Genomic DNA, 15846 nt, shown 5'->3' with positions numbered 1-15846 from the left:
AAATAGCGATTCATTTTTTTTATAAAGAATGAATTTAAAGATACAAAAATAAAAAATTTAAACCAAAGTGTATAATTTCATTTTATTATTTAAAAAGTAAGAAAATTTTTAAAAGTCTTTCAAAAAGCTACTTAGACAATATAAAGGGGAGAAGGGCAGAAATGAGAAAAAAATTGTGGGGTTTCATTGCACTATTTGGCTTGATCTTTTTAATGGCATGTAATAGTGAGCTAACAAATGAAAGCGGTTCCAATGATGCGACAGCTTCTGATGGAGAAAATGAAGAGGCAGTAACGTTTCGGCTTGGTCACGTTACACAAACGAGTCATCCATATCATATGGCTGCAGAGCATTTCGCTGAGCTTGTTCACGAGAAAACGGGAGGGACGATTAATTTTGAGATTTATCCTGCCCGTCAGCTAGGTGGAGATTTGGATATGCTTGAAATGATTCAAAACGGATCACTTGATGCTGGATTGATTACGTCTGGTGTCTTTAGTGGTTCTACTCCAGTTATGGATGGTTTGCAGTTACCGTTTTTAATTGATAGCTATGAAACATTTGGGAAAGCTGTGGAATCAGAAACGGCGCAAAAAATGTTAGACAGTTTAGAAAGTCTTGGTTTAAAGGGTCTTGGTATTAATGAGAGTGGAATGCGCCAACTCGGAAGCAATGTTTCAGAGATTCAATCGCCAGAAGATTTTAAAGGATTAAAAATCCGAGTAGTGGAAAGTCCGTTAATGCTTGACATCTTTAATTCACTTGGAGCAAGCCCAACACCAATGCCATATGGTGAAATTTATAGTTCATTGCAAACAGGGGTCATTGATGCCCACGAAGCGAATTTGCCAGCTTATAATGATGAAAATTTCTATGAAGTGACGGAATACATTACATTAACAAATCATTTTCCTTTTCCAAATATTAATGTAATGAATTTAGCTACATTCCAATCGCTTACTGAAGAGCAGCAAACGGCTCTACAGGAAGCTGGAAAGGAAACATCGCTATGGATTGTTGAGCAGTTAGTAGAAGTGGATAATGGATCATTAGAGACATTGAGAGAGAGTGGACAAAATATTGCTGAGCTTGAAAACGTTGAGCCATTTATTGAAATGGTAACACCTATTTATGAACAGTATGCAGAAAAAGACCCCCTTATTGCAGAATTTATTGAAACGGTGAATCAAATAAAAAACCAATAAATTTTTTAAATTAGAGTCTAGGACAAAAGAGATTTTATTGATGAGAAATCCGAACGTCATGATCGTTGATGCATGGCATTCGCTTCGGAACTATACTTCGCTTTCCGCGGGCGGCTGGTGAGCCCCCTCGTGCTTAGGCACTGTGGGGTCTCACCCTTGCCTTTGATCCCCCGCAGGAGTCTATGTATATTTCCTCCGCTAAGGTTGTGCATTGTTCGTATTTTCAATCATATACGTTCGTTATGTCCCAGACTCTACCTTTTAATTTTTTATGAGATGAGGGGATTTTGTGGTACTTGAAAGGCTGAGTCAATCAATCTATGCTGTTTCAAAATATTTAGTCGTTTTTTTAGTAGGATTGATGTCAATTGTGATTATTGCACAGGTTCTCAATCGAACATTTTTTGGCTCGTCTTTTTTTTGGAGCGAAGAGCTAGCACGTTATTGCTTGGTATGGATTACATTTATTGGTGTAAGTATCGCAGTTCGAAATGGTGAGCTTGTTATGCTTGATTTTATCCAAACGAAACTAACAGGGAAATGGAAAAAATATTATCAGTTTTTTCTGAATTTGATTGCCCTTATTTTTATGGGGATCATCATCTATTACGGTTTTAAACAGACATTTGCTCCAAGTGCGTTAATCCAGGTTACACCAGCACTTCGTCTGCCAATGTGGGTTGTTTATATTTGTGTACCGATTGGTTTTATCTTCAGCTTCATACATATTATCAGTTCAATGGTGCTGGCATTAAAAATGGGAAAGGAGGATAGATAATGGCAATCGTCATTTCTTTTGCTATCTTATTAATTTTGGGGGTACCGATTGCATTCGTTCTTGGTTTATCAAGTGTCATTTATATGGTGATTACTGAGAATTATAGTTTCTTTCTTAATATCCCCCAAAGGATGATAGCAGCTGCTAATAACTTCAGTCTTATGGCCATCCCGTTATTTGTTTTAGCTGGAGAGCTGATGAACAGCGGGGGGATAACCGTTCGATTAACGAATTTTGCACGTTCATTAATCGCTCATATGCGAGGAGGGCTTGCGTATGTTAATATCCTCGTTTCCATGTTCTTATCAGCGATTATTGGTTCGGCAAATGCAGTAGCTGCGATTCAAAGCTCATCAATGGTTCCAGAAATGAGAAAGGATGGCTACGATAATGAATACTCTTCAGCTATCACGGCAGCTTCCTCCATTATGGGACCGATTATTCCTCCAAGTATGGTCTTTATTTTGTACGGAGTTACAGCAGGTACATCAATTGGGGCTTTATTTCTGGCAGGGATTGTTCCTGGAATTCTATTAGGTGTTGCGTACTTTATCTTAGCTTATTTTTATGCGAAGAAAAAGAATTTCCCTACCAAAGAGAAGGCTGGTGTAACGGCTGTCGTAAATACATTTATTAAGTCGAGTCCGGCCTTATTCATTCCTTTAGTAATCATTGGAGGGATTATTTCGGGATTCTTTACAGCCACTGAAGCTGGTGCGATTGGGTGCTTGTTGGCATTTATCATTGGTAAGTTTGTGTATCGAGACTTAAAGCTAAGTAGTATACCTAACATTCTTTTGACAACGGGCGTGATTACAGCATCCATTATGATTATTGTGGCTACCGCGAATGTTTTTGGCTGGCTACTAGCGATGGAGCAAATTCCTCAAGCAATTGTTCAAGGTCTGCTCTCAATCTCTGAAACGCCTTGGGTTATCTTGCTGCTAATTAATTTAATATTACTAATTGTCGGGATGTTTTTAGAGCCTTTAGCCGCCATCATTATTTTAGTTCCTGTCTTACTTCCAGTTATCGAGCAAGTAGGAATTGACCCTGTTCACTTTGGTTTAGTTGTTTCTTTGAATCTGGTCATTGGCTTAATGACACCTCCTGTAGGAATTGCGCTTTTTGTTGTTGCCGGAATCACGAAAGTTTCCATTACAAAATTAAGTCGAGCCATTGTGCCATTTGTTATAGCAGCCGTTGTTGTCTTGTTTGTCGTTACGTATATTCCTGATCTGGTCACATTCCTGCCAGATCGGCTTCTATCATCAAATTAAATATTTCAGCGATGAATGGATGTGGATGATGAAAAAAATCGTAGCTGCTCTAACAGGTGCAAGTGGTGTGATATAAGGCATTAGAATCATTCAAGTGCTACGTGAGCAAAACATTGAATCCCATGTCGTGATTAGTGAAGTTGCACGTAAAGCGATTCGACATGAAACGAACTATTTGGTTGAAGAGGTAGAGAGTATGGCCTCTGTGCTTTACGATCCATAAGATTTTGGATCAATTTGGGATTGAAGCGAATCTTTTTAATCAATGGACAGGACTCGTTAATTGAAAGCGGAGGGGTTAAAATGACAGTAACAACAAAAGAAATTCAAAAAAACTACATTAATGGGAAATGGGAAGAGTCAAAAACTGGACTTTCAATGGAATCAATAAACCCATCTACTGGTGAAGTCGTTGGTCGTTCTCAAAAATCAGGACTTGACGACATTACATACGCGATAGATTCTGCAAGCGCTGCATTTAAGCAAGAGGATTGGGGCTATCATTCTCTTAAAAGAGCCGATGGATTAATGAAGTGGGCGATGAGGCTAGAGGAAAAGAAAGAAGAGATCGCTCGCATTCTTACGTTAGAGAATGGAAAAACAATCAAAGAATCTCGAATTGAAATTAGTGCATGCATTGATACATTAAAATATTTTTCCGGCATGGCACGTAGTCTTTTTGGTCGCTCCATCAATCTATCGGAAACATCCTATGGGATTATTGATAAAAGCCCGATCGGCGTCGTTGCGATCATCTCCCCTTGGAACTGGCCTGCGTTGTTAATGATTCGAGAAGCTGCACCTGCTTTAGCTGCAGGGAATGCCGTCATTTTAAAGCCTGCGAGCAGGACGCCATTAACAAGCCTAGCGATGGTGAAATGTTTAGAAGGTATTCAAGAGTTCCCAAATGGCATTGTGAACCTCGTTTCAGGTCCTGGAGCACTCATTGGCGATGAATTAACTGTAAATGGGAAAGTTGATGCCATTAGCTTTACCGGGGATACAGTCACTGGAAAAGCTTTAATGAAAAAAGCTGCCGATAAGGTGAAAAAATTGGCCCTTGAGCTCGGTGGGAAATCACCTAATATTTTGTTTGCTGATGCCGATTTAAACAAGGCGATCCCAACGATTACAAATTCAATTTTTATTACGGCAGGTCAAATGTGCTTTGCAGGCACGAGGGTGATCGTCCATGAATCGATCCAGGAAGAGGTCATTGCGCAACTGAAAGAAGAAGCGGAAAAATTAGTTGTTGGTAACGGTCTTGATGAAAAAACCGATATGGGACCTGTCATTTCTGAAAGTCAATTAAATGAGATTATAGAGTATATCGAAATTGGTAAGAAAGATGCTGAACTCATTACCGGTGGGTATCGACTAACGGGCGGAGAGTATGACAAAGGGTATTTTATTGCTCCGACGATTTTTAACAATGTACCAATGGAATCAAGAGTGGCTCAGGAAGAAATTTTTGGCCCTGTTCTAGCTGTACAAGGGTTTAAGGATGAAAAGGAAGCAATTGCTTTAGCGAATGGAACCATCTTTGGACTTGCTGCAGGGGTATGGACGAAAGATATTAACAAAGCGATCCGTGTCTCAAAAAAAGTCGATGCTGGGACAGTATGGATTAATACGTACAACAAAAATTATCCACAAACCGAGTTCGGTGGCTACAAAGAAAGTGGCTTAGGTCGAACAAGAGGAATTGAAGGGTTAATGGAATATACAGAGACGAAGCATATCAATATCGATTTTGAAGAATAAAAGAAAGGAGACATGAACGATGTACACATCTTTTAATTTTCATTTACCTACTCGCATACAATTTGGCTATGAAAAGGTGAAAGAGCTGAAGAATCTTCCATTTCAAGCCAATCGTGCCTTCATTGTTACAGATAAAGGGGTAGAAAAAGCAGGATTATTAAATGACGTCATAGATGCTATCAAACAAGCAAATATGACCTATAAAATATATCGTGATGTAGAGCCCGATCCAAGTGTGGAAACGGTTGATAAAGCCGCGAAAGCTTTCGCAGAAGCAGAGTGTGATTTATTGATCGCTGTTGGGGGCGGAAGTCCAATTGATACGGCAAAGGGTGTCAGAGTTGTGGCAAGTAATGGGGGAAGCATTCGAAATTACTCAGGGGTGAATCTAGTAAAAGAAGCTCCATCTGTTCCGTTGGTTGCGATTCCAACCACAGCTGGAACTGGAAGTGAAGTGACCATTTTTGCTGTGTTTTCTGACGATAAGGAAAATCGTAAGGTAACCGTCACAAGTTCCCATCTCTCACCGGATGTTAGCATTATTGATCCAAAGTTAACACTGACAGCTCCTCCGAGTATTACAGCTGCTGCGGGTTTTGATGCGTTTGCTCATGCAGCTGAAGCGTTTGTATCTCGGATTAGCCAACCGCCGAGTGATGCGTTGGCGTTATCTGCGATGAAGACCGTTCATACCTATCTTCGTCGCGCCGTCTACAACGGAGACGACATCGAGGCGAGAATGAAAATGGCAGAGGCTAGTTTATTAGCTGGGATGGCATTTAACCAATCCTATTTAGGTCTTGCCCATGCCATTGGAAGTGCGATTAGTGTCCATGCACATGTTAGTCATGGTGTCGTTATCGGCTTGCTATTGCCAAAAGTGATCGAGTATAATCTCGTTGCTAAAATTGATAAATATGCGGAAGCTGGGAAGTACATTGAGCAATCAAGTCATGGATTATCAAATTATGAGGCTGCAGCCTTGTTTTCAGAAACGGTGACACAGCTACGAAACGATATCGGATTACCGAAACAATTACGTGAAGTGAACGTGAAAGAGGCGCAGCTTGAAGCGATTTCCAAAGATTCAATCAAAAGTGGAATGTGGCAATTTAATCCTCGAAGAGCCTCTGAGCAGGACGTATATCAAATGTTAAGAGAAATGCTTTAGGGGGGATTTTAATGCAAAGAGCTACATCTCTTCGGACTTGGCTGAAGTATTTAGAAGAAAAAAATGAAGTGGCAATTATCGATAAAAACGTCTCACTAAACCATGAGATTGCGGCGATTACAAAAAAGCTAGACGGTCACAAAGCTGCCTTTTTCACGAACGTTGAAAACTATCGTACACCGGTGATTGCGGGGACGGCTACAACGAGACAGCAGTTTGCTGAGGCGTTAAACATTAATGAACAAGAATTGCATGAAAGATTTTTAGCAGCGATGGATGCACCTCTTCCGTGCAAGGAGGTAGAGAGTAAAGATGCACCCGTGCATGAAAATGTGATTTTAGGTGATGATGTTGATTTAATGAAGCTATTTCCGATTCCTGTGCACCATGAAAAAGACTCAGGGAACTACATTGCTGCAGGTCTATCCATTGCAAAGGACCCTGCAACAGGAAACCAGAACGTCTCCATCCATCGCCTCCAAGTGTCCGGTAAAAATCGGTTAGGTGCATTAATTTTGCCAAGACATCTTTATAATTTTTATAAAAACAATGAGGAGCAAGGAAAACCTTTAGACATTGCCATTGTGATCGGTGTTGACCCTGTAAAATTACTTGCTTCTCAAGCGATTGCCCCACTTGGCCAAGACGAAATGGAAATTGCAGGAGCGTTGTATGGTGAATCAGTTCCAGTAGTGAAATGTAAAACGATTGATGTGAACGTACCTGCCTATGCAGAAATCGTTTTAGAGGGACGTATTTTACCTGGGGTAAGAGAGCCAGAGGGCCCGTTTGGTGAATTCCCTAAATATTATGGACCAAAAAGCAACAAAGAAGTGATTGAAATTACAGCGATCACCCACCGAAACAACCCGATTTTCCAAACGATTGTACCAGCAAGCTATGAGCACTTATTACTAGGAGGAATTCCTCGAGAAGCTAGCTTACTCAATACACTTAGAGATACGGTTCCAACTGTACGCGATGTTCATTTAACATTGGGGGGGACGTGTCGTTACCATCTAGTGGTGTCGATGAAAAAAAGGAACGAAGGTGAAGGAAAAAATGTTATTCTCTCCGCCTTTGCTGGACACTATGATGTAAAGCATGTTGTTGTTGTTGACGAGGAGGTTGACATTTACAATCTGGAAGAAGTGGAATGGGCTTTAGCGACACGCTTTCAAGCTGACAAAGATTTAGTCGTTATCAATCATGCCTTAGGATCTAAGCTGGATCCATCAACAGACGATGGAGTTAGCTCGAAAGTAGGGTTTGATTGTACCGTTCCATTAAGCAGTAAAGTCTCTATAAACAATGAGCCGCAAGAGTTTGAAAGAATTAGCATTCCAGGTTTAGAAAGGGTAAATGAAACGGAGTATTTGTTGCAACAAGTGCAAGTACAAGAGGAGCATAAAATCTATTTTCATGAAGAGAAGTAGATTGGATCGCTTAAGACAGCACACTGAAAAGGTGATGCTGTTTTTTTGTGTGCAGATAAGTAAAAATACTTCTGTGACTCGTATGGTTGTTAAACGATTGAGGAAACGATATAGAAAGAAGCTTTTCATGCTTGAGATCGTTTGACCAACTTGTATATACAAGTTATACTACTAGTTAAAAGCATTGGCGCGAAATGAGTCAATTTGAAGTCTTTTAATAAATGGAGGAATCGAGATGACACAGCTAGAATGGTGGCGCAAAGCAGTCGTCTATCAAATATATCCAAAGAGCTTTAATGATACGACCGGAAACGGTGTTGGTGATCTTCAAGGAATTCGTGAAAAGCTTGACTACTTAAAGACACTTGGTGTAGATGTTATTTGGCTTACACCAATTTATGCCTCTCCACAAAAAGATAATGGGTATGACATAAGTGACTACTATTCTATCCATGATGAATATGGAACGATGGAGGATTTTGATCAGCTTCTTAATGATGCTCATGAAAGGGATATTAAAGTGATTATGGATATTGTTGTTAATCATACGTCTACAGAGCATGAGTGGTTCAAAAAATCAGCTGCTTCAAAGGACAATCCGTACCGTGATTTTTACATTTGGAAGGATCCGGTTGATGGAGATGAACCAACGAATTGGCAATCAAAGTTTGGTGGGTCAGCATGGAAGTATGATGAGAAAACAGGGCAGTATTATTTACATCTATTTGATGTGACACAAGCAGACTTAAATTGGGAAAATGAAGAGGTTCGCAAGCATGTGTATGACATGATGCATTTTTGGTTTAACAAAGGTGTAGACGGTTTTCGGCTAGATGTCATCAATCTTATTTCAAAAGATCAACGGTTCCCGAATGACGATGGCACAATCCCTCCTGGTGATGGTCGGAAGTATTATACCGATGGGCCGAGAGTGCATGAGTTTATGAAAGAAATGAATCGAGAGGTTTTTTCAAAATACGATGCGATGACCGTTGGTGAGATGTCCTCCACGACGTTAGATCACTGTATTCAATATACGAACCCTGACAGTAAAGAATTAAGCATGACCTTTAACTTTCACCACTTAAAGGTGGACTATCCAAATGGTGAGAAGTGGGCAATTGGTGAGATGGATTTTCAAGCGCTAAAAGACATTCTTTCCAAATGGCAGGTCGGAATGCATAAAGGTGGCGGTTGGAACGCATTATTCTGGTGTAATCACGACCAACCACGGGTCGTTTCACGTTATGGGAACGACGAAGCCTATCATAACGAATCAGCAAAAATGCTTGCTACAACCATTCATATGATGCAAGGGACTCCTTACATTTATCAAGGTGAAGAATTTGGGATGACCGATCCAAAGTTTGATTCGTTGGAACAATATCGTGATGTTGAAACACTCAATTATTTCAACATCATGAAAGATAAAGGCATGGAAGAAAAGGACATTCTTGAAATTATTAAACGGAAATCCCGAGATAATTCTAGAACCCCTGTTCAGTGGAACAACGAAAAGCACGCTGGGTTTACCACAGGCACACCATGGATTAATGTGGCCGCAAATTATGATGAGATCAATGCAGAGAAGGCACTAGAGGATAAAAACTCAATTTTTTATCATTATCAAAAGCTCATTAAGCTTAGAAAAGAATATGACATCATTACATTTGGAGATTATCAGCTCATCCTTGAGGAGGACCCACAAATTTTTGCATACATTCGTTCCTATCAGGATGAAGTCCTTCTAGTCGTCAATAATTTTTATGAAAAAGAAACGAAATTTGCGCTTTCACAAGGGCTTGTAAAAGAAGGCATGACTACTCGTGTGTTACTCTCAAATTATCAAGACACGACAACAGATTTGAGTCAAATAACATTACGTCCATATGAGTCGATTGTCTATCTTTTAACCGTATAATCTTCACAGCATTCACCTTTTGGTGGATGCTGTTTTCATCCATAATCCATGTTACACTTACATAGGTGATGAAACGTGCAAAATAAATATTATCTGATCTATCAAGAACTAGCCAATCAAATTGATAAAGGGAAACAAAAGCCAGGAGATTTGCTTCCCTCTGAGCATGAGCTCGTGGACATGTATGATACATCAAGAGAAACGATTCGAAAAGCATTAAACCTCCTTTCTGAACATGGATACATTCAAAAAGTCCAGGGGAAAGGCTCAATTGTTCTCGACAGAAATAAGTTTGATTTCCCCATCTCTGGGCTTGTTAGTTTTCGTGAGCTTGCTGAAAAAATGGGTCAGGACGCAACAACCCATGTCCATCAATGCCGCGTAACAAAGCCAGATTCTTTTTTGCAAAAGCAATTAAAATTAAGTAGGAATGAAGACGTATGGGAAGTGATTCGAGCGCGTGAAATTGCTGGAGAGCGAATCATACTTGATAAGGATTATTTTGATCGACGCTATGTCCCATTCTTAACTGAAGAGATTTGTCGTCAATCGATTTACGCATATTTAGAGAACGAGCTTAATTTAACAATTAGCTTTGCACGAAAAGAGATGGTCGTAATCGATGCGTCAACAGAAGATCAGAAATGGCTTGATCTTAATGGCTATAAGCTTGTTGTTGTCGTAAAAAACTATGTTTATCTTGATGATGCGACGCTTTTTCAATATACAGAATCGCATCATCGACCTGATAAATTTCGTTTTGTTGACTTTGCACGAAGAAATCGTTAAAAAATATGGGGCTGACAATAAAAAGTTAGCCGCTGAACTGCTATCTTCGAATGGGAAGACAGCAAATGACAAGTAAAGAGGGCAATTTACAGAAAATCTAGCGGCAACCAAGTTTTTCGAAATAAAGGTTGAAGGCAAAAAGAGAAGTGATTCCTCCCTGTCATAAAGAGAGGTGGAAAAACAGGCTTGTTTTTCTTGAACAACCATTATTAAGGGTGAAAGAGCGTGGGCTGAAGGGAGGTAAGAAAAAGCTAAGGCTGCCGCTGAACTGCTATCTTCGAATGGAAAGACAGCAAATGACAAGTAAAGAGGGCAATTTACAGAAAATCTAGCGGCAACCAAGTTTTTCGAAATAAAGGTTGAAGGCAAAAAGAGAAGTGATTCCTCCCTGTCATAAAGAGAGGTGGAAAAACAGGCTTGTTTTTCTTGAACAACCATTATTAAGGGTGAAAGAGCGTGGGCTGAAGGGAGGTAAGAAAAAGCTAAGGCTGCCGCTGAACTGCTATCTTCGAATGGAAAGACAGCAAATGACAAGTAAAGAGGGCAATTTACAGAAAATCTAGCGGCAACCAAGTTTTTCGAAATAAAGGTTGAAGGCAAAAAGAGAAGTGATTCCTCCCTGTCATAAAGAGAGGTGGAAAAACAGGCTTGTTTTTCTTGAACAACCATTATTAAGGGTGAAAGAGCGTGGGCTGAAGGGAGGTAAGAAAAAGCTAAGGCTGCCGCTGAACTGCTATCTTCGAATGGAAAGACAGCAAATGACAAGTAAAGAGGGCAATTTACAGAAAATCTAGCGGCAACCAAGTTTTTCGAAATAAAGGTTGAAGGCAAAAAGAGAAGTGATTCCTCCCTGTCATAAAGAGAGGTGGAAAAACAGGCTTGTTTTTCTTGAACAACCATTATTAAGGGTGAAAGAGCGTGGGCTGAAGGGAGGTAAGAAAAAGCTAAGGCTGCCGCTGAACTGCTATCTTCGAATGGAAAGACAGCAAATGACAAGTAAAGAGGGCAATTTACAGAAAATCTAGCGGCAACCAAGTTTTTCGAAATAAAGGTTGAAGGCAAAAAGAGAAGTGATTCCTCCCTGTCATAAAGAGAGGTGGAAAAACAGGCTTGTTTTTCTTGAACAACCATTATTAAGGGTGAAAGAGCGTGGGCTGAAGGGAGGTAAGAAAAAGCTAAGGCTGCCGCTGAACTGCTATCTTCGAATGGAAAGATAGCAAATGACAAGTAAAGAGGGCAATTTACAGAAAATCTAGCGGCAACCAAGTTTTTCGAAATAAAGGTTGAAGGCAAAAAGAGAAGTGATTCCTCCCTGTCATAAAGAGAGGTGGAAAAACAGGCTTGTTTTTCTTGAACAACCATTATTAAGGGTGAAAGAGCGTGGGCTGAAGAGAGGTAAGAAAAAGCTAAGGCTGCCGCTGAACTGCTATCTTCGAATGGAAAGACAGCAAATGACAGGTAAAGAGGGCCATTTACAGAAAATCTAGCGGCAACCAAGTTTTTCTAATCAAATCTCAGCTTCATGGCTTTGGCGATTTCTTTTGGAATATCGGTGTTATCATGCAAGCCGTTGAATCGTTCGGACTGTGGGCCAAATGCGAAGATGGGAACATCGCCCCCTGTATGTTGAGTCGTTGTCCAACCGATAAAGGCTCGCTTACTAACAATTTGATTAATTGCTCTTGATACATCATCCGTAGCTTCAATCTGTTTAAGCTCATCTTTTGTTAATATGAGATCTGCATACTCTAACATAATGTTAGCAGCATTGCTACGATCATCCTTTATTTGTGTAGCGATAAAATTTCCTGTTGCCTTAACATTTTTAAGGATGGAAGGGTTTGCCTTGTATACATCATAGCCACCCACAGACATTCCACCCGTATCATGATCCCCTACAATGACGACAAGCGTATTTTTATCTTTTTTTGCAAATTTAATCGCCTCATTTACGGCCTCTTCAAATGCCTCAGTCTCTTTCATAAGCCAAGCTGCATCATTCGCATGTCCAGCCCAATCAATTTGGCTCCCCTCGACCATTAAAAAGAATCCTTTTTTGTCCTGATTTAATGTACGAATCGCTGCTTTTGTCATGTCTTTTAAGCTTGGCTCCTTTGAGTGACTTCTTTGAAAGGCAGGAGCCATTGCTTGAGAAGAAAACAAACCGAGAATTTTCGGTGAGGAGATGTTTTGTAGATGGGCTTTTGTTGAAAGAATCTCATAGCCATTCTTGATTGCTTCACGAATGAGGTGATGATTTCGTTGTTGCCCCCCTTCAGATTTCGGTAGAAAAAACTCCTTCCCACCACCAAGAAGGACGTCCGCAGATTCGAGCATTTGCTGTGCAATTTCGATTTCGTCCTTTCTGGATTCTACATGAGCTGCATAGGCTGCTGGGGTTGCATGAGTGATATTGGCAGTTGCAACGAGTCCTGTTGCTTTACCAGCGTTTTTTGCAATTTTTAAAATCGATTCTACATGCTCGCCGTTTGGTTTCATGCCAATCATGCCATTATTTGTTTTCTGACCTGTAGCCATGGCTGTCGCCGCAGCTGCAGAATCTGTAACCCAATTGTTAGCTGAGTGTGTTTTTATCATTCCAACAAGGTGAGCATCCCAAATGGGTTTTTTCTTCCCTTTAAATAGGCGATAGTTAGTCGCTTGACTTGTGGAAAAACCATCAGGAATCATCATGATGACATTTTTAACTTCAGATGTTGCAGAAATTGCTAGGTCGTTCTTTTTTTCATAAGAATGATTTAGTTCAAGCTGTATTCCGGAAAAAACAATAGTCGAACTGAGCAAGAATGCAATACTTGTCTTTATGAACTGTTTCATAGGCGTTAACTCCTTTTCAAATGGACGTTATTAAGCTGGAGTTCAAGGTGGCGTCTAGAGAAATAGGATCGTTTTTTTACAGTTTAGAAAAGCATTTGCCAAAATTTTATTTTTATACAGCCTTATATTTTGTTTAGCTAGTAAAAGGGCAAAGAAAGAAAAAAGGAAACAAGCAAAGGTTTGTGAGAGGTTTTTTATTAAATGGAGAGCAAGTTTTTCTTGAACAGTTTTACGCCGTAAATCAAGAAGTGAATACATGAAAGTGCACAACAATTATTACTTGATGGTCAATTTCAGGCTGAGCTTGAACATTTACGTACTGAAAATGAAAGCATGCTTCGACACTTTGATTAGTATTCAATTGGTACCGTTTAGACGAAGAAAGATCGATTGCACAGGCGAATGAAGTGATTATTGACAGGCTTTTAGCACTTGTTGAGCCTGATCAAGGTCTTGCGCTTTTCTTACGTAACGTGAAGAATTTCTAGTGTCTCCTTCAATCTGGTTAAGCTGATCTTTTTAGTGTTCCGAAGTAGCTTTGTAAAACGCTTACAAAAATATCCCTTTAAAAAACCTTAATTTATCAATGATTTCGCGACTTTTCTTTATTCGAAAAGCTAGTGAATTTCAAAAAAATAGCACTAAATTCTTATCGATGTGATAAAATCTAACTTAATTCTACAATTTTTTTTATTGAAAATAGGTAAACCGGTTTAGTAAAACTAGAAGGGAGAAAAATTTTGAGAATGGCGATTAGGAAAAAACTGAAAAACAGAAAAACGAAAGAAAGAAAAGGAAAAGTAAGAAAAGAGCTAGGTTTGTCGATTGGTCAAAAAATTATTAGTGCATTTATTATTGTTGCCGTGTTGTTTGGCATTGCAGGTGGGTACTCATTCTATAGTCTTAATAATGTTAACAATACGTATCAAGAAGTTATCGGAGAGGTTGAAGAGGCACGTGCATATGCCCTGCGGATTGACTCGGCGATCAGCCGGCAAAGCAATAACATTCGCGGTTACTTATTAAGCGGCGAGCAAGACTATCTTGACCGCTTTTATGCTGCGAATGAAGAAGTGATTACATATATCGGCATGAATGAAGATTTAGTGTCAGATCACACACATTTAAGTGCCTTAGAAAAATTACGTAGGGACAATGCAACGATGCTACAGTTGTCAAATGCTGTTGTTAATCTCTATCCTTTAGATGAAGAGGCATCAATAGTCCAAGCAAATGAAGTCGTTGTTCCATTTGCGCGAAATATTCGCGACCAAGCTGCTGAGTTTGTAGCACAGATGGAGGCGTTGATTGAAGAAGAAACAGCCACTGCTAGTAACATTGCAGAACGCGCTTTGCTATTTTCAACAATTGCTAGTGGAGTAGCCTTTATTTTAGCAATTATTTTAGGAATTATTGTGGCGCGAATGATCACAAGACCGCTGATTCGCTTAACGAATGCTGCGACTCTTGTAGCAGAAGGGGATCTAACTGGAGAGCCAACCCAGATGAAGGGTAAGGATGAAATCGTCAAGCTAAACGAGGCCTTTGAAGCAATGAAAGAAAACTTGCGCAGCTTAATTGATCAAATTTCATCAAATGCAAATCAAGTGGCGGCTTCGTCAGAAGAACTATCGGCAAGCGCTGAGCAAACATCTCAAGCAACGGAGCAAACAGCGGCGGCGATTGAAGATATTGCCAAGGGTTCCGATGAACAAATGAGTGTGGCAAACGCCAGCATTCAAACACTGACAGATTTAAATGGAGAAGTACAAAGATTAGCAGAAGGTGGAACAGTGATTGAGCAATATTCAACAGAGACGAAAACACATGCAGATGAGGGAGGAGCGCTTGTGGCTGAAACAGTCACAAACATGAAAGCGATTGACAGCTCCGTCCAGGACTCTGATGCCGCGATTCAAAAGCTGTCAAAGCGTGCAACGGATATTGGCTCGATCTTAGATGTGATCCGTAACATTGCAGAACAAACGAACCTTCTCGCTTTAAATGCAGCGATTGAGGCAGCACGAGCAGGGGAGCACGGAAAAGGGTTTGCCGTCGTGGCTGATGAAGTCCGTCAGCTTGCCGAGCAATCAGCAGACTCTACGTTAAAAATCAATGAACTGATTGCAGAGATGCAAAAAGAGACAAACAACTCGGTGCAGATGATGGCGCTTGTGAAAGGGGAAGTCCAAACAGGGATTAAGACCTCCGCGAAAACATCGGAAAAATTCACACGGATTATTTTATCCGTGGATGAAATGCGAAAGCAAATTAAGCAGATGAATGAAGTGGCGCAAAGCATTGCCGTAAAAACGAATAACGTTACCGAAGCGGTTGAAAACATCGCCGTCGTTGCACGGCAGACGACGGATCATTCCTCTACAGTTGGTGCATCAGCCGAAGAGACGCTTGCTTCAATGGAGGAAGTGACCTCATCAGCGACTGCTCTGACGGAGATGGCAGAAAAGCTTCAGCAAGCGGTTCAAAAATTTAGAGTGTAAAAAAAAGCGAAGCAAGAGGGAGAACCCTTCTTGCTTTTTTGAGGCTGGGACATAATGAACGTGAAAATGCGAACAATGCACAACCTTAGCGAAGTGTATTTCCGAAGCGAATGCGATGCATCAACGATCATAACGTTCGGATTTCTCATCAATAAAACTCTTT

General features: G+C 40.3%; 11 protein-coding genes. 10 read left to right on the top strand and 1 reads right to left on the bottom strand.

Translation table 11 applies throughout. From position 1 onward, the window contains the following. The first annotated feature begins 161 nt into the window (after window positions 1-161). The 9 genes from BLT_RS0117475 (at window position 162) to treR (ending at window position 10344) form a co-directional block, all read left to right on the top strand. The gene (locus BLT_RS0117475; protein WP_017729036.1) at window positions 162-1205 is read left to right on the top strand and encodes a TRAP transporter substrate-binding protein; all 1044 of its coding nucleotides are present in this window, start codon (window positions 162-164) and stop codon (window positions 1203-1205) included. 289 nt (window positions 1206-1494) lie between these two features. Continuing rightward, complete coding sequence (locus tag BLT_RS0117470) at window positions 1495-1983, top strand: TRAP transporter small permease (RefSeq protein WP_017729035.1); 489 nt, start codon at window positions 1495-1497, stop codon at window positions 1981-1983. Continuing rightward, entirely contained in the window at window positions 1983-3263 is a 1281-nt protein-coding gene (locus BLT_RS0117465; protein WP_017729034.1) for a TRAP transporter large permease, read from the top strand. Before BLT_RS0117470 ends, BLT_RS0117465 begins: the two co-directional genes overlap by 1 nt. Before the next feature lie 94 nt (window positions 3264-3357). Next, a complete protein-coding gene (locus BLT_RS24765) occupies window positions 3358-3486 on the top strand; it encodes a hypothetical protein (protein WP_017729033.1) in 129 nt (42 codons plus the stop codon). Between the two features lie 80 nt (window positions 3487-3566). Beyond that, a complete protein-coding gene (locus BLT_RS0117455) occupies window positions 3567-5027 on the top strand; it encodes an aldehyde dehydrogenase family protein (RefSeq protein WP_017729032.1) in 1461 nt (486 codons plus the stop codon). A gap of 19 nt (window positions 5028-5046) precedes the next feature. Next, window positions 5047-6198, top strand: a complete 1152-nt coding sequence (locus BLT_RS0117450) for an iron-containing alcohol dehydrogenase (RefSeq protein WP_017729031.1) — start codon at window positions 5047-5049, stop codon at window positions 6196-6198. 11 nt (window positions 6199-6209) lie between these two features. Beyond that, window positions 6210-7634, top strand: coding sequence for a UbiD family decarboxylase (locus tag BLT_RS0117445; protein ID WP_017729030.1), 1425 nt, complete (start codon window positions 6210-6212; stop codon window positions 7632-7634). 235 nt (window positions 7635-7869) lie between these two features. Next, window positions 7870-9555 carry an alpha,alpha-phosphotrehalase gene (gene treC / locus BLT_RS0117440; RefSeq protein ID WP_017729029.1) on the top strand — a complete coding sequence of 562 codons (1686 nt, stop codon included), beginning with the start codon at window positions 7870-7872 and terminating at the stop codon, window positions 9553-9555. 75 nt (window positions 9556-9630) lie between these two features. Next, on the top strand, window positions 9631-10344 hold the full coding sequence (gene treR / locus BLT_RS0117435) for a trehalose operon repressor (protein ID WP_017729028.1): 714 nt from the start codon (window positions 9631-9633) through the stop codon (window positions 10342-10344). A gap of 1503 nt (window positions 10345-11847) precedes the next feature. On the opposite strand, the gene BLT_RS0117430 is transcribed toward treR, so the two are convergent. Next, a complete protein-coding gene (locus BLT_RS0117430; protein WP_017729027.1) occupies window positions 11848-13182 on the bottom strand; it encodes an alkaline phosphatase in 1335 nt (444 codons plus the stop codon). Between the two features lie 746 nt (window positions 13183-13928). Here BLT_RS0117430 and BLT_RS0117425 point away from each other — a divergent pair. Beyond that, the gene (locus tag BLT_RS0117425; protein WP_017729026.1) at window positions 13929-15683 is read left to right on the top strand and encodes a methyl-accepting chemotaxis protein; all 1755 of its coding nucleotides are present in this window, start codon (window positions 13929-13931) and stop codon (window positions 15681-15683) included. The last annotated feature ends 163 nt before the right edge of the window (window positions 15684-15846 follow it).

The sequence above is a fragment of the Halalkalibacterium ligniniphilum genome (assembly GCF_000334155.1).
In the GTDB taxonomy this organism is placed as follows: domain Bacteria; phylum Bacillota; class Bacilli; order Bacillales; family Bacillaceae_D; genus Halalkalibacterium; species Halalkalibacterium ligniniphilum.
The sequence above is the reverse complement of the archived record's forward strand: the minus strand, read 5'-3'. Positions and strand labels throughout refer to the sequence as shown.